At 60.9% G+C, this 20,284-nt stretch carries 16 protein-coding genes; 10 read left to right on the forward strand and 6 right to left on the reverse strand.

Annotated features, from left to right (window positions below; translation table 11 throughout):
* The first annotated feature begins 150 nt into the window (after positions 1 to 150).
* Together BWP39_RS19815 and BWP39_RS19820 are read left to right on the forward strand one after the other, a co-directional pair.
* The gene (locus BWP39_RS19815) at positions 151 to 1,491 is read left to right on the forward strand and encodes an NAD(P)/FAD-dependent oxidoreductase (protein ID WP_096726046.1); all 1,341 of its coding nucleotides are present in this window, start codon (positions 151 to 153) and stop codon (positions 1,489 to 1,491) included.
* Positions 1,488 to 2,120 (forward strand): C39 family peptidase, encoded by a 633-nt coding sequence (locus BWP39_RS19820; protein WP_096723289.1) that lies wholly within the window; start codon positions 1,488 to 1,490, stop codon positions 2,118 to 2,120. The genes BWP39_RS19815 and BWP39_RS19820 overlap by 4 nt, the downstream gene beginning before the upstream one ends.
* A gap of 18 nt (positions 2,121 to 2,138) precedes the next feature.
* Here the strand turns inward: BWP39_RS19820 and BWP39_RS19825 are convergent, their stop codons facing one another.
* On the reverse strand, positions 2,139 to 2,879 hold the full coding sequence (locus BWP39_RS19825) for a FadR/GntR family transcriptional regulator (protein ID WP_096723292.1): 741 nt from the start codon (positions 2,877 to 2,879) through the stop codon (positions 2,139 to 2,141).
* A 201-nt stretch (positions 2,880 to 3,080) separates the two neighbouring features.
* Here BWP39_RS19825 and lhpH point away from each other — a divergent pair, with 201 nt between their 5' ends.
* The 7 genes from lhpH (at position 3,081) to BWP39_RS19860 (ending at position 14,091) form a co-directional block, all read left to right on the forward strand.
* The gene (lhpH, locus tag BWP39_RS19830) at positions 3,081 to 4,088 is read left to right on the forward strand and encodes a trans-3-hydroxy-L-proline dehydratase (RefSeq protein ID WP_096723294.1); all 1,008 of its coding nucleotides are present in this window, start codon (positions 3,081 to 3,083) and stop codon (positions 4,086 to 4,088) included.
* 70 nt (positions 4,089 to 4,158) lie between these two features.
* On the forward strand, positions 4,159 to 5,109 hold the full coding sequence (gene lhpI, locus BWP39_RS19835) for a bifunctional Delta(1)-pyrroline-2-carboxylate/Delta(1)-piperideine-2-carboxylate reductase (RefSeq protein ID WP_096723296.1): 951 nt from the start codon (positions 4,159 to 4,161) through the stop codon (positions 5,107 to 5,109).
* 230 nt (positions 5,110 to 5,339) lie between these two features.
* Complete coding sequence (gene zwf, locus BWP39_RS19840; protein ID WP_096723298.1) at positions 5,340 to 6,815, forward strand: glucose-6-phosphate dehydrogenase; 1,476 nt, start codon at positions 5,340 to 5,342, stop codon at positions 6,813 to 6,815.
* Positions 6,816 to 7,146: 331 nt separating this feature from the next.
* Positions 7,147 to 7,914 (forward strand): N-acyl amino acid synthase FeeM domain-containing protein, encoded by a 768-nt coding sequence (locus BWP39_RS19845; RefSeq protein WP_096723301.1) that lies wholly within the window; start codon positions 7,147 to 7,149, stop codon positions 7,912 to 7,914.
* 149 nt (positions 7,915 to 8,063) lie between these two features.
* Positions 8,064 to 10,994 (forward strand): EAL domain-containing protein, encoded by a 2,931-nt coding sequence (locus BWP39_RS19850; protein ID WP_207556978.1) that lies wholly within the window; start codon positions 8,064 to 8,066, stop codon positions 10,992 to 10,994.
* A gap of 437 nt (positions 10,995 to 11,431) precedes the next feature.
* A complete protein-coding gene (locus tag BWP39_RS19855) occupies positions 11,432 to 12,742 on the forward strand; it encodes a helix-turn-helix transcriptional regulator (protein WP_133116900.1) in 1,311 nt (436 codons plus the stop codon).
* A gap of 125 nt (positions 12,743 to 12,867) precedes the next feature.
* Positions 12,868 to 14,091, forward strand: coding sequence for a cytochrome P450 (locus tag BWP39_RS19860; protein ID WP_096723307.1), 1,224 nt, complete (start codon positions 12,868 to 12,870; stop codon positions 14,089 to 14,091).
* A 9-nt stretch (positions 14,092 to 14,100) separates the two neighbouring features.
* Here BWP39_RS19860 and BWP39_RS19865 read toward each other — a convergent pair whose 3' ends face one another.
* The 5 genes from BWP39_RS19865 to BWP39_RS19885 form a co-directional block, all read right to left on the reverse strand.
* Positions 14,101 to 15,129: a 4-hydroxyphenylpyruvate dioxygenase family protein gene (locus tag BWP39_RS19865; protein WP_096723309.1), complete on the reverse strand. Its 1,029-nt coding sequence runs from the start codon at positions 15,127 to 15,129 to the stop codon at positions 14,101 to 14,103.
* 51 nt (positions 15,130 to 15,180) lie between these two features.
* On the reverse strand, positions 15,181 to 15,597 hold the full coding sequence (locus tag BWP39_RS19870; RefSeq protein WP_096723311.1) for a RidA family protein: 417 nt from the start codon (positions 15,595 to 15,597) through the stop codon (positions 15,181 to 15,183).
* Positions 15,598 to 15,697: 100 nt separating this feature from the next.
* The gene (locus BWP39_RS19875; RefSeq protein ID WP_170043882.1) at positions 15,698 to 16,372 is read right to left on the reverse strand and encodes a Crp/Fnr family transcriptional regulator; all 675 of its coding nucleotides are present in this window, start codon (positions 16,370 to 16,372) and stop codon (positions 15,698 to 15,700) included.
* 113 nt (positions 16,373 to 16,485) lie between these two features.
* Positions 16,486 to 17,316 carry a prephenate dehydratase gene (locus BWP39_RS19880; protein ID WP_096723315.1) on the reverse strand — a complete coding sequence of 277 codons (831 nt, stop codon included), beginning with the start codon at positions 17,314 to 17,316 and terminating at the stop codon, positions 16,486 to 16,488.
* A gap of 215 nt (positions 17,317 to 17,531) precedes the next feature.
* Positions 17,532 to 18,611, reverse strand: a complete 1,080-nt coding sequence (locus BWP39_RS19885) for a GlxA family transcriptional regulator (protein WP_096723318.1) — start codon at positions 18,609 to 18,611, stop codon at positions 17,532 to 17,534.
* A gap of 273 nt (positions 18,612 to 18,884) precedes the next feature.
* Between BWP39_RS19885 and BWP39_RS19890 the strand changes: the two genes are divergently transcribed.
* Complete coding sequence (locus tag BWP39_RS19890) at positions 18,885 to 20,270, forward strand: L-serine ammonia-lyase (protein ID WP_096726047.1); 1,386 nt, start codon at positions 18,885 to 18,887, stop codon at positions 20,268 to 20,270.
* Positions 20,271 to 20,284 lie beyond the last annotated feature (14 nt).

Here is a 20,284-nt window from a genome sequence, read left to right on the forward strand (position 1 = left end):
GCGGTCCCGGGCGCAGGCCGGTGCAACGGGATTGCAGCGAGCCGGTGAGCCTGCGAAGATGCTGCGGCACGGGCGTCGCGGGCGTTTTTACCTCGAGGTCCGGGCTGCGACTCAACGCGCATGCCACTCACCACTCACCACGCTGATCCGATGACGACGACCTATCCGCTGCACGCCACGCTGACGCCCGCCGACGAACCGTTTCCCGACGCCGCGGACGTCGTCATTGCCGGGGCCGGCATCATGGGTTGCGCCGCGGCGTACTATCTTGCGCGGCGCGGTTTGAAGGCCGTCGTGCTCGACAAGTCGCGCATTGCCGGGCAGCAGTCGACCCGCGCGTGGGGTTTCGTGCGCCAGCAGGGTCGCGAAGCCGCTGAAGTGCCGCTGATGATGGCCAGCATCGGCATGTGGGCACAGCTCGAAACGGAGCTGAACTTCGATCTCGAATGGCGCCAGGGCGGTTGCCTCTACGCTGCCAGCGACGAAAGCGAGTGGGCTTCGTTCCAGCAATGGATCGACGTTGCGCGCCAGTACGGGCTTGACACGCGGACGCTGGATCGCGCGCAGATCGATGCGCATGTGACCGGCATGCAGGGCACGGCACTCGGCGCGCTCTACACGCCGAGCGACGGCCAGGCCGAGCCGCGGCGCGTGGCGCCGGCTTTTGCCGCCCGTGCGGTTGAAGCGGGCGCGCGGTTTTTCGAAGGCTGCGGCGTGCTCGCTATCGAGCGTGCGGGCGGAGCGATTGCCGGCGTCGTCACCGAGCGCGGCACGATCCGCACGCGTCACTTCGTCTGCGCGGCCGGCGCGAGTAGCTGGCAATTGCTCGCGACACTCGGCATTGCACTGCCGCAGCAAACGGTGCGCGGCACCTGCATGCGCACCAATGCGTTGCCGCCCGTGACGGCAACCGCGTTCTGGGGCGGCGGCGTGGGCATTCGCCAGCGCGCGAATGGCACGATCAATCTGGCCGACGAGATGCAGGTCGACGTCGATATGACGCTCGGTCATCTGCGTGCGCTGAGCTGGTTCCTGCCCGAACTGTGGACGCAGCGCGATTCGTTTAGTTTTCATCTGAACGATGCGTTCGTACGCGATCTGCGCGACCGCCTGCCTGGCGTCGTGCCGGCTCGCGAACGCGTGCTGCAACCACGCGATCCGCAGCCGCAACCGAACCGTGCTCATGCGCCGCGTGCGCTGCACAAATTGCGCACGCTGTTTCCTGCGTTGAAGGATGCGCAGGTGGTCGAAGCATGGGGTGGGTTGATCGATGTGCTGCCGGATGGGATTCCGGTGATCGATGCGCCGTCGCAGATAGACGGGCTGCTGGTGGCGACCGGGTTTTGCGGTCATGGTTTTGCGATGGGGCCGATTGTGGGTCGCTTGCTGGCCGAGTGGATCGACGACGGGCAGCCCTCGCTCGATCTCGCGGCGTTCCGGTTGCGGCGCTTTGCGGACGGTACGACGCAGCGTCCGCGGAGCATGCTGTGACGGGCGGCACCGAACTTCGCCATACCGGCGTGCCGTATTACACGCAATGGGGCAGTCCGGAATGGGTTCGTCCGATCGTCGAGGACGGCGCCGATCCTTGCGATGATCCGGCGTGGACGCGTAGCGGTTTTGTCGACCCCGAGCGCTACCGGTTCTGGGCGAAACGTCTGTGTGGACTGACCTGTCTTGAATCGGCGCTGGACTTCTGGCGTATTGCACATGCGCCGCGCTCCATTCTCCTCGACGACGCGTTACGTCACGAGGTTTACCGGATGCGTGCCGATGGTGGCGTCGATGGATTGATCTATCAGCCGTTCGCGAACTGGGTAGCTGCGGAGTTCGGTTTGCAGGCCGATGTGTTGACCGACATCGCGATCGAGGACATAGCCAAGCGGATCGATAGCGATACGGTCGTCATCGTTTCGGTGAGTCCGGAGGTTCGCTATCCCGACCGGCCGAACAACAGGCGCGGCGGTCATCTGATTCTGCTGCACGGGCGCGATCATGACGGTGTGTGGTTTCATAATCCGTCGGGTGTTGCGCCGTATCAGCAGGATGCCTATCTGCCGTTCGAGACGCTAACGAGGTTCTATGCGCGTCGGGGGATTGTGTTGACTCGCGCTGAGTAGGCACAGCGCCGCGTAATTTCACTTCGGCGTTATATCCCGACGCACCCGCATGATGTGCTGCTCGACATAAAACGCCGCCGCCTCCCCATCGCCACCGACAATCGCCTCATAAATCAACCGATGCTCCGACACATAAAGCCGGATACGCGCCGGGTCATCGATCCCATCGTCCTTGAGCCGTTTCCACAACGGCTGATCCATCGTCTTCGCGACTTCATCGGCGATTTTCACGAGTAACGCATCCCCGGTCATCACCGCAAGCTGGCGATGAAACAGCCGGTCGCTATCGTTCCACAACGCCCGTTGCCCCGCATCGGTCACATCGACGATCGAATCCATCTGCGCGAGATAGTGCTCGGCGAGCGGATCGCGTCGCCCGTGCGCAGCCGCACGTCGGGCGATGGCCGGTTCGAGGATCAGCCGCACGTCGAGCGTCGAACTGGGACTGAAGTCGGGGTCCGCCGCCGGCGCCATGTCGTCAGGCGGGGCGGCTGAAAGCCGCTGCAGCGCATCCGCGCAAACATAGGTGCCGGAGTTACGCCGCGTGAGTACGAGCCCTTCGTTCTGCAGCGCGCCGATCGCTTCGCGCACCGCCGGGCGGCCAACGCCGAACCGCGCGGCCAGTTCGCGCTCGGATGGCAGCCTTGTTTCCGGCGCGAACTGGCCACCACGGATGTCGGCGCGAATCCGCTCTGACACCTGTTCGTAGATCTGCTTCGGGCGAAACGCGCTCTCGGATGCGAAAGTTGTCGTGACCATATCGCCAGGATTCGAGGATTGCGGGGAAACAGCTCAATACAGCTGATCCGTTTTCAAACCAGATCGCCGCGATTATTTTGAAACTGGTTGATGCGAAATCCAATGTGGTCTAGATTTTGGGCCAGTATAAAACAGCATCGAGGAGAACAGGATGGTCGGGGTGAAGGATGTCGGGGCCGCACAACGAGGGCGCGCAACAACATGAAACTGGATCGCGTCATCAGTACGGTTGAGGTGCATACCGGCGGCGAGCCGTTCCGGATCGTGACGAGCGGACTGCCGAAGTTTCCTGGCAAGACCATCGTCGAGCGGCGTACCTGGCTCAAGGAACACGCGGATCATCTACGGCGCGCGCTGATGCTCGAGCCGCGCGGTCATGCCGATATGTACGGCGGTTATCTGACCGAGCCAGTCAGCGAAGACGCCGATTTCGGCATCATCTTTGTCCACAACGAAGGCTATAGCGACCACTGCGGGCACGGCGTGATCGCACTTGCCACCACGGCCGTGGCGCTTGGCTGGGTTGAACGGAGCGAACCGGAAACGCGTGTCGGCATCGATGCGCCGTGCGGTTTTATCGAAGCGTTCGTTCGGTGGGACGGCGATCATGTGGGCAGCGTACGTTTCGTCAACGTGCCGTCGTTTATCTGGCAACGCGATGTGACGGTTGAGACGCCATCGTTCGGCGAAGTGCGCGGCGATATCGCATTCGGCGGCGCGTTCTATTTCTATACGTCGGGTAAGCCGTTCGGACTTGAAGTGTGCGAAAACGCGGTCGATCGACTGATCCAGTTCGGCGCCGAAGTGAAGCGTGCTGCGAACGCGGCCTTCAAGGTCGAGCATCCGCAGATTCCCGAAATCAACCATATCTACGGCACGATCATCGATAACGCGCCGCGTCATGCGGGCTCGACGCAGGCAAACTGTTGCGTGTTCGCGGATCGCGAGGTGGATCGCTCGCCGACCGGTTCGGGCACGGCGGGCCGCGTCGCCCAGTTGTATCTGCGCGGCGAACTGGCGCGCGATGCGACGCTCGTCAACGAATCGGTGATCGGTACGGTGTTTCGTGGCCGGGTGCTCGCAGAAACGAAATTAGGGCACTTCGATGCAGTGATTCCGGAGATCGAGGGCGACGCGCATATCTGCGGTTTCGCGAACTGGCTGGTCGACGAGCGCGATCCGCTGACCTATGGTTTTCTGGTGCGCTGAGCGAGTACGACGCCGCGCATGCGGCGAATCGACACCAATCGATAACGATCGACAACAGGAGCAGCGCAGGATGAGCAGCAGGACCACGCAGATCTACGACGCCACCGCGACCGCGCGTGCCACACCCTATGCGGCGCTCGTCGAGGCATTGCGCCAGGCCACCGGCGATTACGCGAACGGGCGCATCGTGAGCCCCGAGCGGCTGGTCGTGCCGCTCAACGACGGCGGCATCCTGCTGTCGATGCCCGCTACTGCGCCCGACCTCGCGATCCACAAGCTCGTGAACGTCTGCCCGCGCAACGGCGAGCGCTCGCTGGCGACGATCCACGGTCAGGTGATGGCCTTCGATGCCGATACCGGCGAGACGCTGTTTATCCTCGACGGTCCGACGGTGACCGGGCGCCGCACCGCGGCGATGTCGATGCTCGGCGTCGCCACGCTCGGCCGTGCGGCACCGCGCGATGTGCTGCTGATCGGCACTGGCACGCAGGCGGCGAACCACCTGGAAGCGATTGGCGAGTTGTATCCGGATGCGCATGTGCGAGTGCGCGGCAGCGTGCCGGAACGGGCGAGGGCATTCTGCGCGGCGCACGGTGTGAAAGTGCGCCGCCTCGAACCCTGCGACGACGCGCAGACTCCGGCCTCGGTCGATCTCGTGATCGCACTGACGACCAGCCGCGCCGCCGTCTACGACGAAGCGCCGCGCGCAGACCGGCTGGTGATCGGCGTCGGCGCTTTTACGCCGGAGATGATCGAACTCGGGTCGCGTACGGTGCTGGGCAGCACGCTCTTTGTCGACGATCTGGCCGGCGCGAAGCATGAAGCCGGCGATTTCCTGCAGGCGGGTGTCGACTGGAACACCGTAACGGGCATCGCGGCGGCACTGGAGCACCCTGCATCCGTGGTCAGAGCCGACCGGCCGGTCGTCTTCAAGTCGGTTGGCTGCGCGGCGTGGGACCTGGCCGCCTGCCGCGTCGCACGCAGTACGCTCGCTTCGGCGCACGGGTCGCAACCCTCGTAGCCGCGCCGCATGGGCTAACCAGCAAGCCCGCAACGGTCGCGACCTGAACCGCGACGCATGCAAAGCAACCCACATCGACAAAAAAGTGTCGTCTATGTGCCGCATGCTGCTGTGCAAACATTTCCAAAACGTTGCACCATAGGCGTCTTGCGAAAAACGGGCGGCCCGGCAAGATGCGGCCGCGCTGCAGTTTTTCGCGCCGACCTTTACCACGACGCTGCGACCGCACCATGACAACCCAGACCGCTCCTGCTTCGCCCGACCTTCCGCTCGACATGATCATCTTCGGCGGCGGCGGCGATCTGTCGGCCCGCAAGCTGCTGCCCGCGCTGTACATGGCGCATGTGCATGGCAATCTGCCCGCCGATACCCGTATTCTCGCGATCGGCCGCCGACCCTGGTCGCGCGATGAATACCTGTCGTTCATGGAAGAGCACTCGAAGCCGTTCGTCGGCGACAAGGTCATCGACGCAGCCGCATGGGACCGTTTTCTGGCGCTGTTCGAGTACGTGCAAGTCGACGTGGGTGCGGGGGAGGACTATGCGCGGCTCGCGCAGGTGTCGCGTCCTGGTGTGCGCCGGGTGTTCTATCTCGCGACGTCGCCGAACCTGTTCACGACGATCTGCGATCACCTTGCGTCGGCGGGGCTCGTCGACGAGCATTCGCGCGTCGTGCTCGAAAAGCCGCTCGGCTCCGACCTTGCATCGGCACAGGCGATCAATACGTCGGTCGGTACGCATTTCAACGAAGCGCAGATCTACCGGATCGACCACTACCTCGGCAAGGAAACGGTGCAGAACCTGATGGTGCTGCGCTTTGGCAACGCGATTTTCGGTCCGCTGTGGCAGGCACCGTATATCAAGAGCGTGCAGATCACGGTGGCGGAAACGGTTGGTGTCGGTAGTCGCGCGGGGTTCTATGACGAAACCGGCGCGCTGCGCGACATGGTGCAGAACCACTTGCTGCAACTGCTGTGCATCGTCGCGATGGAGCCGCCCGTATCGCTCGATCCCGACGCGGTGCGCGACGAAAAGCTCAAGGTGCTGCGCTCGCTGCGTCGCATGTCGCCCGAAGACATCGCGCACGATACGGTACGTGGTCAGTACACCGCGGGCGCGGTGGGCGGCGAACCGGTGAAGGGTTATCTGCAGGAAGACAACGTGCCGGCCGACAGCCGCGCGGAAACCTTCGTTGCGCTGCGCGTGCATATCAACAACTGGCGTTGGGCGAACGTACCGTTCTTTCTACGTACCGGCAAGCGGATGCAGAAGAAGGTATCGGAGATTGTTATCGAGTTTGCCGACCTGCCGTTCTCGATCATTCCGAGCGGTCCGCGCAACTACGGCAACCGGCTCGTCATCCAGCTGCAACCGGCGGAATCGATCCAGCTGCAGATGCTCGCGAAAGAACCCGGCAGCGGCATGCATATGCTGCCCGTGAACCTGAATCTCGATCTCGAACAGGCCTTCACCGAGCGCCGCGCCGAAGCGTATGAGCGTCTGCTGATTGACGTCGTGCGCGGTCGTCTCACGCACTTCATGCGCCGCGACGAACTGGAAGCAGCGTGGGCGTGGGCCGATCCGATCCTCGAAGGCTGGAAGAAATCGAGTGACCGGCCGCGCGGCTATACCGCCGGCACCTTCGGGCCGTCGGCTGCGACCACATTGGTGGCGCGGGAAAACATCGTGTGGGCTGAGGAATCCTGAGTACGCCATTCGGCGCATGGGTGGGGTAGATCCCTGGCTCGCCGCGCCGACGGTTCCAGCAGATAGAAACGGGCCCGTATCGCCATTGCAACATCGGCGGTGCGGGCCCGTTTTTTGTCGTCCTGTTTCCCCGATTGGGCCCATTCATCCTCCAAATGCGAACTGGCGGGTTCGCATTTTATGTATGTCCACCGGAATTTGCCTGGAAAAATTCGGTAGCGCTCACCCCGACATTTGACTTCGTGAGAGGCTAGATCGGTCATGCCATTTGCACGCTTTTCGCGTCCCGGCATGGCGTTTTCCTATCTTGTCACTTAAAAGAGGCCACACAATGGATCGCCTTAATTCCGCGGTGATAGCTACTCAATTTCTCCGCGAACACGCCGATAGCCCGGACTTTCCGGCCCAACTCCCCGCAGTAAAACAGGAGCGCTTGCCTTTTACGATTCGTATCGTCGCCGACGACAACGGCCTTGAAAAAGCCGTGCAAATGCGGCGCATTGCCTATCGACGCCATTTACCAGATTTTGCAGACAAAATGACGATCGAAAGTAGTGATCGCGAACCGGGTACGGTGGTGCTGCTTGCGGAGTCGAAACTTGATGGTGGGCCGCTCGGGACGATGCGGATTCAGAGCAACGAGTTGGCACCGCTTGCGCTTGAGCAGTCGGTGGTTTTGCCGGACTGGCTCGCCACGAGCCGCCTCGCGGAAGCGACGCGCTTTGGCGTGGACGGTGGGGCGATCGGGCGGATGGTCAAGATCGCGCTCTGCAAGGCGCTGTTCATGTATTGCGGACAGGAGCAAATCGATTGGATGGTGATTACTGCGCGTGCTCCGCTAGACCGCGAATACAAAGCCATGCTATTCGACGATGTTTTTGGTAAAGAAGAATTTCTGCCGATGGCTCATGTCGGCGGAATGCCGCATCGTGTGATGGCAAAACCGGTTGCTCTTGCTCAAAAGCGCTGGGCAGAAGTTCGTCATCCCCTATACCGGTTTGTCTTTCAAACTTATCATCCGGATATCGACCTAAATCGTGTGCATTTATCTTTCGGGCCGGAAACGGTAGGATGCCCGAGAGATTCGCAAATTGCCTAGGCGATCGAAGGAGACATTCCGGAAAGCCGGCAAAACCGGCATGGCGATGGCGGATGCGTTATGTGTTCGTCATCGCCTTCGCGGCGCCCACAGTGCATCACGGACAACCACGTATGGAATCGTCGGCTCTACTTTCGCGGTCAAGATACATGCGCGCGGGCATCAACCGGCTGCTGTATGCGTTTTCGGTCTATGTCGTGCCGATGTTGATCGCGGCGGCCACCATCGCGTCCCTGTTGTGGTCGCCCGAACGCTATGAATCGAGCGGCTCGGTACCCCTCGCACTGCGTGCCATCCACGACGAAAATGCCACCCTCGCTCCCGCGGCGGCGCTGAAACTGCTGCAGCAGGCACCGCTCACGCACCGCTACAGTACCCGGCTCGCCGAAACCCCCATCTGGTTCAGTTTTGACGCGCCTTCTACGGGACCTGCGCGTCCTGTTTTCATCGAATTGCCGTCGCGCCATGCGCAAACGTTGACGTGCTGGAATGCAGCGACACTGACGGCGCTAGGTACGGCTTCCCGCGTGTCCACCAGCGGCCGGATCAATCCGGTCAAGGCCGGCTTCTCGATCCAGCTCGATCCATTCTCCGGCACGCAGCCGGTCCTCTGCCGCGGCACCTTCTCTGGGCCGGCCTATATCAATGCGCTCGCATGGAACCAGCAGAGTCTCGCCGTCTCCGCGCTCCACTTCGAGGAAAGCGCCGCGCTGATCACCGGTGGCCTGCTGACGCTCGCCGTATTCGTGTTCGTGACTGCGCTGATCAATCGCGAAATGACCTATGTGATTTTCGCTGCATGGCTGGTTGGCAACCTGCGGTTGTGTGCGAACGCGCTGGGCTGGGACACCGAATGGCTCGGTCGCGCTCTTGCGCCAGAAGCCATGCAGATGGTGCGACAGGTCACCTTCGGCGTGTACTACCTGTTGACGGTCGCGCTGTTCGGCCAGTTGTTCCGGCGCGAGCTGAAGCGCGTCGGCTACCGGTGGGCATTGGGCATCGTCCAATACAACGGCGTGCTGATGCTGCTCGCGTCGCTGACGCTTTCCTATGCACATTTCATTCCGGTGCTCTGGGTGCTGAGCAGTTTCGGTATGGGTGTACTGATCTTCCTGCTCGTGCGACTGGTCTGGCTGGCGCGTTCGCGCACGGTGTTGTGGTACGTCGCATCGATGGCGGTCGTCCTGTTCGCGACGCTTTCCGAGGTGTTCGGGGCGGCTTTTGGGATCAAGCTGTTGTTCGGCGGTGTGAATCCGGTTATCACGGCGCTGTCGTCTAGCATGATGGCCGCGTTCGCCATCGCCGAGCAGGTGCGTGCCGAGCGCGAGCGCCGCCGGCAGATGCAAACCGAGTTGCGTAACGCCTACGAGGTCACACCGATCGGTCTCTTCACGCTCGACGGCAACGGTAATTTCGTGCGCGCCAATCCCGCACTGCGCACGATGCTCGATCTGCGTCGCGCCGATTATCGCGTGCGCGGCTGGAACGACTACTTCGAGCCTGGCGCGTGGGATGCGTTGCAGGCACTTGCGGCGAAAGGCAGCGACGGTGAACTCGAACTCGATGGCGTGGCGGGCAAAGGGGGCCGGCAGCGGCGTTTTCTGCTGAAGGCGACGCGTTCGAACGGCTGGATCGAAGGATCGCTGCAGGATGTCACCGAGCGCGCCAAGGCTATCGAACAACTGCATTTTCTCGCTGAGCACGATCCACTCACCGGTTCGCTGAACCGCCGCGGTGTGGAGAAGGCGATTGTTGCACAGACGTCGGATCCGCAGCCGTGGGCGCTTGCGTATATCGATCTCGATCGCTTCAAGCTGATCAACGATCTGTTCGGTCACCGCGCCGGCGACGAAGTCCTGAAGCAGGTCGCTGCGCGTACGCGGACGCTCTTCGAGGACCGCTATCCGGTCGGCCGGATCGGCGGTGACGAATTCGTTTGTGTGATGAGCAATACACAGATCGACGATGCTATCGAGCAGTGCCACGAACTGATCACCGTGTTGAGCGCCGCGCCATATCAGGTCGGTCGACGCTCGTTCCAGGTGAAGGCATCGATCGGACTGGTCGAATGTTCAGCGGGCGCGCGCGTGCAGGACACATTGTCGAACGCGGACCGCGCGTGCCGCGAAGCGAAGCGCGTCGCCCATGCGCGGCTTGTCACGTATCGCAAGGGCTCGGCCGCATTCGAGGAGCGCGCGAAAGAGCGGATGCTGGTCGAATCGCTTGGCCAGAATCGTGTGCCGGCCGGTCTCTTTCTCGTGATGCAACCGATCATGTCCCTGAGCGCGCCGACCGCTTCGCTGAACTTCGAGGTGCTGTTGCGCATGCGCGCGCAGGATGGCTCGACGCTACCGGCGGGCAAGGTCGTGGTCGCCGCCGAAGAATCCGGCAACATCGCTGCGATCGACCGCTGGGTGTTGACCACCGTACTTGAATGGGTCGATGCGAACCGCGCCGCGCTGCCGAATACGCGCTTCATTTGTGTGAACCTGAGCGGTGGTTCGTTAAACGACGAGCAGTTCGTCAACGATATCTTCTCGTTGTTCAGCCGCTACCGGTCGGTGGTGCACTACCTGTGCTTTGAGATCACCGAGAGTGTCGCGTTGCACGATCTCGAGAACACGCAGCGCTTCATCGCACGCGTACACGAGATGGGCGGCAAGATTGCGCTCGACGATTTCGGTGCAGGCTATACGTCGTTCCGCTACCTGAAGGACCTGTCGGCGGATGCGCTGAAGATCGACGGCGAGTTTATTCGCACGATGTGCGCGCATCCGGCGGACACCGCGATCGTCGAGGCGATCGTTGCGCTTGCGCGTAATCTCGGTATGCGCAGCATCGCCGAATGGGTCGAAGATATCGACACGCTGCGTGCGCTGAAGGAAATCGGTGTCGACTATGTACAGGGTTTTGCCATCGCAAAGCCGCAGGAGAGCGCGGCGATTCTGGCGGCGAGTTCGGCGGCGAGCTTTGTTATGGACCCGGAGGTCCTGAAATTCGTCGAGAGTTTGACGACGTCAGAAGAGGCACTGCAAGTCTGGAAAATGGGCAAGAAATCGTCTGTTCCGCTGGTGCGTTAAAGAACTAGACCAATCGTTGTCCAGATCGGGGGTAGCGATCTCATCGAAACACAGAGCGTTGCGATCGGATTCGACTCGCTAGCAAATCATGTCATTCGAATAAATTGTCCGCTCAGCCTCTCCAAGGCATTTGATTACTCTCCGTTCTGCCAGCTTCTACACGCTGTATTTATTGTGAGCGTAATATCTCAACAGGATTTATCAATCGAACACAGCTAAATATGAAATGGATTTTGATCGGGACCAGTAAAGACGCTCTCTTGGCATGAATATCCAGTTGGCATATTGTTCGAGATCGAAAATTCGTGTCGTTTCGCTCAGCCTTATGAAGGAACGAGGGTGCGACACAGCAGGGGAGAGGATAAGCGTCCTCTCTCCACATCGGTACAGGCCTGAGCGAAGATAACCAGGACGATGGCAGTACGGACGGAGGGAGTATGGGTTCGGAAGTAAAGAGGTTAGTAAAGATGTTTGTATCTACGGGGCACGACTACGAAAACAGGTTGCGTATCTATGAGCAGGATGCCGATGTCGTCGTCGAGCGCGAAACGATTTTCGGAGCAGGGCGAGAAGATGAGGTGGGCTTTACGGTGGTATACGCGGACACCGCTCTTCGAATTGAAGACTTGATTTCAAAAGATCCGGATAACCATCTGAGCATGCGGGGCACAGAATTTCTGAGCGGCCGGTTCCGGTCCCGTCCGGTTGAACGCGGCGATCAAGTAACGGATCAAGTTCAGACATTGGCAGGTATTACTTCGGAAGCAAAGCTGTGTCGTACGATCCAGGAGATGATTACGCCGTTGGGCGCCAAAGCATTCGGTGCAATATATGTGAGTTCCGACCCGCAGACACATCAACCGCGCACGTACGTGGCGCTGGCCACGGGCGACAACGGATTCCTGCAGATATTCGTACAGAAGAGATGGTTTGCAATCGCTCCTTTCTTGACTCACGCAGCTGTGTCCAACACACCTATCTATAGCTCTACCATCGGCTTGCTGGAGAACCTGACGGGTAGCTGGTACGAGATGGGTGTGACTGGCCGAAATTGTGGGTTATGCAGCTGGGCGGGGTTTCCTACACATCGTCCGGGGACGAATGACTTCGGGATACTTCACATTGCTTCGCCCACACTTCCCGTCGACGGCGGGGAGCGCCCCTTCCAGGAAAACGCGGTTTACTTGCGTGGCCTGGCAGCTGAAATATTTGATTGGCAGTTGGCGGCCAGACGTACGCAGGATCTTAACGACCGCAATTTCAACGCCCGAGATCTTCGGGTACTCAAGGCCGTCGCATCCGGTAACACCGCGAAGGACATCGCGTCGACACTCGATGTCACCGAGCGGGATGTCCTGAAGCGGGTATTTCCCGAGGTAGTCGCAAAAGCGCGCACCAGGAACATCAGGGACGCAGCACGCTATGCGGCCGATCGTGGCTTGCTTCCAACTCTCGACGGCAAGAAGGTCGTTTATGTCGCTGTATCCGATACGCACGGCGTCTACCTCGGAACCCGCATCGGTGAGCCGTTCTGGTCGAAGACCAATCCCTCTGGCATTCGTGACGCCTTTGCTTTTGCTACAGAGACAGAGGCACGCGAGATACTGAGCAATGTCGGGATAAACGACGGGTATCGCTTCGTTCGTGTCGAAGTAGACCAATCCGCCGATACGGTAACTGAGGAGATTTGCGTCGCCTTTGGCCTGCCAGGTTGGAACGACCCGAATGCGCAGTCGAGCCACGGATAGCTCCTGCACATTCCAGTCGCCTTTGCAAGAGAGGGAAAAGGCCGGCAAAGATAACTAGGATCGCCACATGGAAATAACGAAACGTGCTGGCTAGCCGCGCATCGGCGTCTGCCAGCCTTACTTTCATGAACTACGCCGATCTCGCTTCTCCCGATTTCTACCGCGATCCCTATCCGTTCTATCACCGCCTTCGGAAAGCCGGCAATCTCATCCCTATCGCGCCGAGAACGCTGATAACCGGGCATGCCGAAGTTGCCCGGATCGTGCTAGCTGACCGAAAGATGGGGAAAAGCTATCTGGAAGCCGTCCGTACCCGCTACGGGGAAGCTGGAATAAGCCAGCCGATCTTCCAGGCGCTATCAAAAATGTTGCTGATGATGAATCCCCCCGCGCATACACGTCTGCGTGCGCTGCTCATGAAAGCCTTCAATGCAAGACAAGTTGACCTCCTTCGCGATATCTCGCAGTCGTCGGCAGACGAGCTTATCAACGCATTGCAGGCGAACCGTCCGATTGACCTGATGTCGGAATTTGCGTTGCCGATGCCTATCAGGATTATCTGCAAAATAATGGATGTACCCCTCGATCACGCATCGATGCTCGGTGCCGACGTCAGCCAGTTTGCTCAGGCCTTCGAAGCCGCCCCACTCAGCCCGGACCAGATAGCAGCAGCCAATGCCGCACTAGAAAATCTCGAACGCTATTTCAAAGACGTCATCGCAACCCGTCGAGCGCACCCAGGCACCGACCTGATATCAACAATGCTATCGATAAACGACAACGGCGAGACATTCAGCGAAAACGAAATCATCTGGAACGTCATCTTCATCTTTGCCGCGGGTCATGAAACGACCTCGAACATGATCGGCAACGCATTGATTGCGCTATACCGGCATCCGGACCAGCTTGAAAAGCTACGAGCCCGTCCAGAACTCCTGACGCAAGCGATCAACGAATGCATGCGCTACGACAGCTCCGTACAGATCGTGCAACGCGTGGCACTTGAAGATACCGACGTCCACGGCATCGCCATCCCGAAAGGAACGATCGTCCTGTTGTCGCTCGGCGCTACGAATCGCGACCCCATGCAATTTGACCAGCCGGACACGTTGCTTATCGAGCGGCCGGAGAGTGCGAATCCACCCCTCGTGTTCTCAGGCGGAATCCACTATTGTCTCGGCGCGCGTCTGGCCATGTTCGAGCTCGAGACGGCATTGGGAACGATCCTGCGAAGACTGCCCGATCTCCGCCTGACCAATCTGGACTCGCTTCAATGGCATCAGAGAAACACGCTACGCGGCGTAACCTCATTGCTCGCACGTATCGACCAGCATCCGCTCGCCGCGTAGCGACTATGACTACACCGCCCCCCGCTCCCACTGATCCTTCTCCTGCGATTCAAACAACGCCTTGAAATTCCCCTCACCGAATCCGTCTTCCCCACGACGTTCGATGATTTCGAAGAACACCGGACCGATCTGACGTCGGGTGAACCGCTGCAGAAGGATGCGCTGCGACCCAGTCCCATCGACAAGAATGCCCCGGCCGGCCAGGCGATTCACATCGAGCCCATGCCCCGGTAACCGCTCGTCGATACCACCGTAGTAGCTCCGCGAAGGCGCCGCCATAAATTCGATTCCCGCGCGGGCAAGCTTGTCGATCGTGTCTTCGATATCGGAAGTCAGCAACGCGATGTGCTGGATGCCTTCGCCGCCATAGTCGCGAATGAACTCGTCGTTCTGGTTGAGCACGCCGGGTTTGTCGTGGGCTGCTGCCGCGACCGGAATCGACACGCGCCCGCACGGACTGACCATCGATCGGGCGCGCATACCCGACCTGTCGCCTTTGACTTCGAGATATTGCTTCTCGACGAATCCGAAGTTGTCACGATAGAAGTCCGCCCAGCGATCGAGATTGTCGGAACGCACGATGTTCGATGTGTGATCGACTGCGACGATGTTCGCGTCGCCCACTGGCACGTCACGTGGTTCGACTGGCAGGTGAAATACCGCACGAAAATCGGTGTCGACGAAGTACACGAGGCTATCGCCGATTCCGAGGATGGTGGGCGTGTCGGTGACGAACGCACCTTCGCGTTCCGGCGATGCAACGCGCGCACCACCCGCCAGCGCCTGTTCCAGCGCAACACGCGCATCATCGACGCGAATGCCGATTGCCCGCACCGATGCCCCATGCTGCTGCTGGAACGCATTGCGACTCCCGTTCACGATGAACGCGGCCGAGCCTTGCGTCATCAAGACCATGTCGTGCGCTGAGCGGCCACGAAGGCGAAAGCCGAGACGCTCGAACAACTCGATGAGTTCGACGGGGCGTGGCGAAACGAACTCGACGAAAGCGAATCCATCTGTCTTAACCTGGGTGGTCATATCCAGCTCCTGATTTTCAGTGACGTGCGCATGCGCCTTAAGTCTTAAGCCTTAAGCGTCGCGCGTTGCCGCGACCACCTTGATTTCAACGATGAGTTCCGGGCGCGCCAATGCCGCCACACCGAGAATTGTCCATGCCGGGAAATCCGCGCGAATGTATTGCTCTTTCACCGCACGAAAATCCGCGAGCTGCGAGCCGATATCGACGTGATAGGACACGAGTTCGACGATGTCCGTGAAATCCAGATTGAGATGTTTGAGGATCGCTTCGATCCGTTTGAAGGCCACATCGATCTGCTCTTTAGGCGAATCCGGAATCGAACCGTCGGCGCGTAAGCCGATCTGTCCGGCGATAAACACGAGGCCGTTGGCCGTGACGGCTGGTGCGTACTGGAAGAGATCAAACACACGGTTGCTGCCGAAAGTCGCATCGTCTTCCGGGAGGCGCAATCGTTCGATTCTGCTCATGACTTTTCCTTCTCGTAACGTAGAGGGCACGCGGCAGGATTGCCGATGTACCGGACTCTACTGACGAGGAAGGCGCAAGTCTGTATAGGCGTTGACGAAGTCAGCCGAGAAGTTTCGACGGATCGAGCACCCAGATGCGGCGCTGCCTGATCGCGATGGCGCCGACTTCCGACAATCGTTTCAGCGCACGCGTAACGGTCACGCGCGTCGCGCCCGTCATCGCGGCGATCTGCTCGTGCGTGAGCGATATCGTGATGAGCGTGTGTCCGTCGTGCTGTTCTCCATACAGATCCGACAGTCGTCCGAGCAGTTCGCCGATGCGCATTTCCGGCTTGGGGAGCGCCAGGTACTGGATACGCGACGCAAGGATGCGCTGTTTGAGCGCGATGACGCGTAGCAACGAAATCGCAAGTTCCGGGTTGGAGGGTATGGCCGCTGTGATGACCCCGATGTCGAACTCGAGCAACTCGGAGTCTTCGACGGTGATTGCCGTGGCGATGCGCGGATAGCCGTCCACCGCGGGGCTTTCGCCGAACATCGACCAGCGTCCCATGACTTCGAGAATGAATTCGGCGCCATCGTTCTGGAAAATGGACACCTGGACGCGACCCGACAGCAGGAAGTAGAAGGTGGATCCCTGGTCGCCCTGCCGATAGATCGTGGCGCCTTTGCCGTACTTCTTCCGACGTCCAAGATGTGCGGCGCGTATCCACGTGCCCGCCGTGGCATCGTCCATGTGCCAGGTTTCGGTGGTTAGCGTGTCGTGCTTTCTCATGCTTCGTCCTTGGGTGTCGGCGCGTGACGCATGTGGGCCTGTGCACGATCCATCGAGGCCGAAGCTCGCCAGTCGGGCGAACTGAGTGCTTTCTGTCATCGACTGGCCCCTCGTCAGTACCTTCGGGCATAGGAACCCAGGACGCGGATGTCTTTGTGCTCCGGCAGGTACGTTTTGAGCGCGCGCTCGTGCGCGTGGCCAGCGACCTCGATTAGATAGCGGTGGGTGTCGAGTGTCTTTTTGCTCGGCCGCTCGTATATGGTCAGTACCTGGATTCCTGCTTCGGCAAACGATGACAACAGACCGGACAGTTGTGCGTCGGCGACTTCCACGAGCAGGGAGGTCTTGTCGTGGCCTGTTGGCGCCGGCATGGTTTTACCGAGTACCCACCACCGGGTCACGTTCTGCGGTCCCTGTTCGATTCCATCGGCAAGCGAAACCAGACCGTAAATCGCTCCGCCGATTTTTGGACCGAAGGATGCGCTGTCGTGCGCGTCACTCTGTGCGACGGTCTGTGCCGCAGCGCCGCCGCTGCTTGCCGCTACGCGCGTGACAGTGGGCATTTCCTTGTCGAGCCAGGGCTTCACCTCTTCAAATGCGACCGGATGCGCATAGACCCGCCGGATATCTTCGCGACGGGTCCCGGGACGCGCGAGCAGGCTGTAACCGAGCATCTTCGGGTACTCCGCGACGACCTGTACTTCGGGCAGATCCAGTACAGCATCCAGATAGGGCGTAATGCCAACGGCGGAGGTCGTCACGGGCACACACGCGCGCTCGACGTTTCCGGATTCGTACGCTGAAAACAGTGTTTCCCGATCTAGTGGAACCAGTTCGTCCGGACCATAGAGATCCAGACAGGCCTGATGAGTCCACGAGCCGGCGGGCCCGAGATAGCCGATCTTCCCTGACGGATTCGCGGCGACGGTATGGGAGAGCGTCATGATGAGGATGGCAACGCACAGGGTTCGGATGATGGCGAGGTTCACGATAGCTTACTGATCCCATGAGTGACGCGCGGGTCGGCAACCGGATGCTGCGCAGGCAGCACCGGAGAAAGAACGGCTGCACATAGTGTGGTTCTGTACCGGGTGACACAAAAGAACCAGGAATGAACATTCCTGATGATCCAGAACCGGTCGTCAACGAAGTAACGACGCTAGTAGACGTCCACCCGCCCCGGAAACGTTTCATTGATCGCCGCCGCGTCGTCGGCCGGGGCCGCGCCGCGTTGCTCGCGAAACATCACCGGTGGCACGCCGAATTGCTTGCGGAATTCGCGTCCCAGGTGCGAAGCATCCGAGAAACCGCAACTCGATGCGATATCGGCCACGGTGCGATCCGAGCTGGTTAGGAGCCAGGCTGCGGTGCGCAGTCGCACCTGTTTGGCGAAGACCTGCGGGCTCTTGCCGGTCTCGGCCTTGAACAGGCGTTCGAGCTGCCGCGGCGACAGGTCGAGCTTGCACGCGAGTTCTTCGAGCGGCAGCGAACGCCCGACGTGCTGTTCCATCAGCAGGATCGCGCGCTTTACCTTCGGATGCGTAGCCGGTTCGAGCCCCGGCGGATGCGGTTGTGGTGCATTGCCTTTCTGCATTTCCCCGACCAGCAGGATGCGCAGCGCCTTCTGCACGGTCGCATGCTCGAAGTGCCGCAGCAGGATCGCGGCAGCGACGTCGATCGATGCACGGCCACCCGAACACGTAATGCGCCGCCGGTCGATCACGAACAGCCGGTCGGCGATCAGCAGGTCGGAATTCACGGCCGGAAAACGCTCGACGAAGTCCCAGTAGTGAAACCAGCTCACGCAGATCCGGTGCGCATCGAGCACACCGGCGCGCATCAGCGCGAACACGCCGGTGCAGATGCCGACCAGCGTCGCACTGGTGCGCGCGGCTTCACGGATGAACTGCAAGGTTTCGTCGTTAGCCTGTGGCCCCGAATGCAGCAACCCGCCTACGACGACCACGTAATCGAACGGCTCGGCGCTCGCGAAGGTTTCCCACGGGGTGATCTGGATGCCGCAACTCGCGCGCACCGGCGCCAGCGTATCGCCGATTACGCTCCACGAGCAACGTACGGGCTTGCTGTAGTCGCCTTCGTCGGCGGAGAGCCGCAGCATGTCGACGAAGCCCGAAAACGCGGTCAGCGTGAAGTTCGGCAGCAGCACGATGCCGAAGCGGATGCGCTCTTTCGGCGCGCCGTCGATGGAGGTGAGGGGTAACGGTTCTGCGGTTTTCATCGTGAAGCTGGGCCTGCTGTGGTATCGGGCGAACTGCGGGCGCGGCGCGATGGTCCTAGCGTCGCCGATCGGCTGCACGGCGACTTGCGCTTTTCCGCCGTGAACCATCGCAGAAACGAACGGCACGGGCTGGCGGGCCCGTCGTGGCGTCGCCGTCCCACGTCGATGCCGTTTTTGTTCTATCAGCGGATTTTACGCTTTGGTGTACTGGCGCCATCCTGGAGAAACGCGCACCGCGCCGGTTTTCCCCACTTACTCGCGAGGCAGCACCCCATGAACGTCAGCGTCTTCGATCTGTTCAAGATCGGCATCGGACCGTCAAGTTCGCACACGGTCGGCCCGATGATCGCGGCGTGCCGCTTCGCTTCGCACGTCGAGGACGCCAATCTGCTCGGCTTTGTGCGGCGCGTCAAGATCGAGCTGTACGGCTCGCTTGGCGCGACCGGCAAGGGCCACGGCACCGACAAGGCGGTGCTGCTCGGGCTCGAAGGCCATCTCCCGGACACGATCGATCCGGATCTGATCGCGCCGCGGCTCGCCGAGATCCGCGCGCAGAAGTCGCTGCGGCTGCTCGGCCAGCAGGCGGTGCAGTTCGACGAGCGCGAGCATCTGTCGTTCTATCGCAAGCTGATGGCCGGTACCGGTGTCGTGCATCCGAACGGCATGCGCTTCCAGGCCTTCGATGAAAACGGCCAGTTGCTGGTCGAGAAAGAGTATTACTCGGTGGGCGGCGGCTTCGTCGTCAATCGCGAGGGTGATCGGGTGAACGGCGTGCGCGCGGGCGGCGAGGTGCCGTACCCGTTTCGTACCGGCGACGACCTGATGCGCGTATGCCGCGAGAGCGGACTGTCGATTGCCGAGCTCACGCTGCACAACGAGTGCGCGTCGCGCCCCGAACAGGACGTGCGCGACGGTCTGCTCGCCATCTGGCGCACGATGGCAGCCTGCGTCGAACGCGGCTGCAAGGAGCGCGGCGAGTTGCCGGGCCCGATGCGCGTGAAGCGCCGTGCCGCCGATCTGTCCACACAACTGCGCGAGCGTTCCGAAGAGTCATTGCGCGATCCACTGTCGATGCTCGACTGGGTCAATCTCTACGCGATGGCCGTCAACGAGGAAAACGCCGCCGGTGGCCGCGTCGTCACCGCGCCGACCAACGGCGCCGCAGGCGTGATTCCCGCCGTGCTGCATTACTACGTGAAGTTCGTACCCGGTTCGAACGAGACCGGCATCGTCGATTTCCTGCTGACCGCAGCGGCGATCGGCATCATCTACAAGGAAACCGCGTCGATCTCCGGTGCCGAAGTGGGCTGCCAGGGCGAGGTTGGCGTTGCGTGCTCAATGGCCGCGGCGGCGCTTGCTGCCGTCATGGGCGGCACCCCGACCCAGGTAGAGAACGCCGCCGAAATCGGCATGGAACACAACCTCGGCATGACCTGTGACCCGGTCGGCGGCCTCGTGCAGATTCCCTGCATCGAGCGCAACGCGATGGGCGCAATCAAGGCGTTGAACGCGTCGCGGATGGCATTGAAGGGCGACGGCCAGCACTACGTGTCGCTCGACAACGTGATCAAGACGATGCGCGAAACCGGCGCCGATATGAAGACCAAATACAAGGAAACGTCGCGCGGCGGACTGGCCGTGAACGTCATTGAATGTTGAGCCGAATCTTGAAC

The organism is Paraburkholderia acidicola, from assembly GCF_002362315.1.
In the GTDB taxonomy this organism is placed as follows: domain Bacteria; phylum Pseudomonadota; class Gammaproteobacteria; order Burkholderiales; family Burkholderiaceae; genus Paraburkholderia; species Paraburkholderia acidicola.

What these genes read in the sequence shown, in the direction of transcription:
- BWP39_RS19815 (WP_096726046.1), top strand. Translation starts at nt 151, where the DNA reads ATGACGACGACCTATCCGCTGCACGCCACGCTGACGCCCGCCGACGAA.
- BWP39_RS19825 (WP_096723292.1), bottom strand. Translation starts at nt 2,879, where the DNA reads ATGGTCACGACAACTTTCGCATCCGAGAGCGCGTTTCGCCCGAAGCAG.
- lhpH (WP_096723294.1), top strand. Translation starts at nt 3,081, where the DNA reads ATGAAACTGGATCGCGTCATCAGTACGGTTGAGGTGCATACCGGCGGC.
- lhpI (WP_096723296.1), top strand. Translation starts at nt 4,159, where the DNA reads ATGAGCAGCAGGACCACGCAGATCTACGACGCCACCGCGACCGCGCGT.
- zwf (WP_096723298.1), top strand. Translation starts at nt 5,340, where the DNA reads ATGACAACCCAGACCGCTCCTGCTTCGCCCGACCTTCCGCTCGACATG.
- BWP39_RS19845 (WP_096723301.1), top strand. Translation starts at nt 7,147, where the DNA reads ATGGATCGCCTTAATTCCGCGGTGATAGCTACTCAATTTCTCCGCGAA.
- BWP39_RS19850 (WP_207556978.1), top strand. Translation starts at nt 8,064, where the DNA reads ATGCGCGCGGGCATCAACCGGCTGCTGTATGCGTTTTCGGTCTATGTC.
- BWP39_RS19855 (WP_133116900.1), top strand. Translation starts at nt 11,432, where the DNA reads ATGGGTTCGGAAGTAAAGAGGTTAGTAAAGATGTTTGTATCTACGGGG.
- BWP39_RS19860 (WP_096723307.1), top strand. Translation starts at nt 12,868, where the DNA reads ATGAACTACGCCGATCTCGCTTCTCCCGATTTCTACCGCGATCCCTAT.
- BWP39_RS19865 (WP_096723309.1), bottom strand. Translation starts at nt 15,129, where the DNA reads ATGACCACCCAGGTTAAGACAGATGGATTCGCTTTCGTCGAGTTCGTT.
- BWP39_RS19870 (WP_096723311.1), bottom strand. Translation starts at nt 15,597, where the DNA reads ATGAGCAGAATCGAACGATTGCGCCTCCCGGAAGACGATGCGACTTTC.
- BWP39_RS19875 (WP_170043882.1), bottom strand. Translation starts at nt 16,372, where the DNA reads ATGAGAAAGCACGACACGCTAACCACCGAAACCTGGCACATGGACGAT.
- BWP39_RS19880 (WP_096723315.1), bottom strand. Translation starts at nt 17,316, where the DNA reads ATGACGCTCTCCCATACCGTCGCCGCGAATCCGTCAGGGAAGATCGGC.
- BWP39_RS19885 (WP_096723318.1), bottom strand. Translation starts at nt 18,611, where the DNA reads ATGAAAACCGCAGAACCGTTACCCCTCACCTCCATCGACGGCGCGCCG.
- BWP39_RS19890 (WP_096726047.1), top strand. Translation starts at nt 18,885, where the DNA reads ATGAACGTCAGCGTCTTCGATCTGTTCAAGATCGGCATCGGACCGTCA.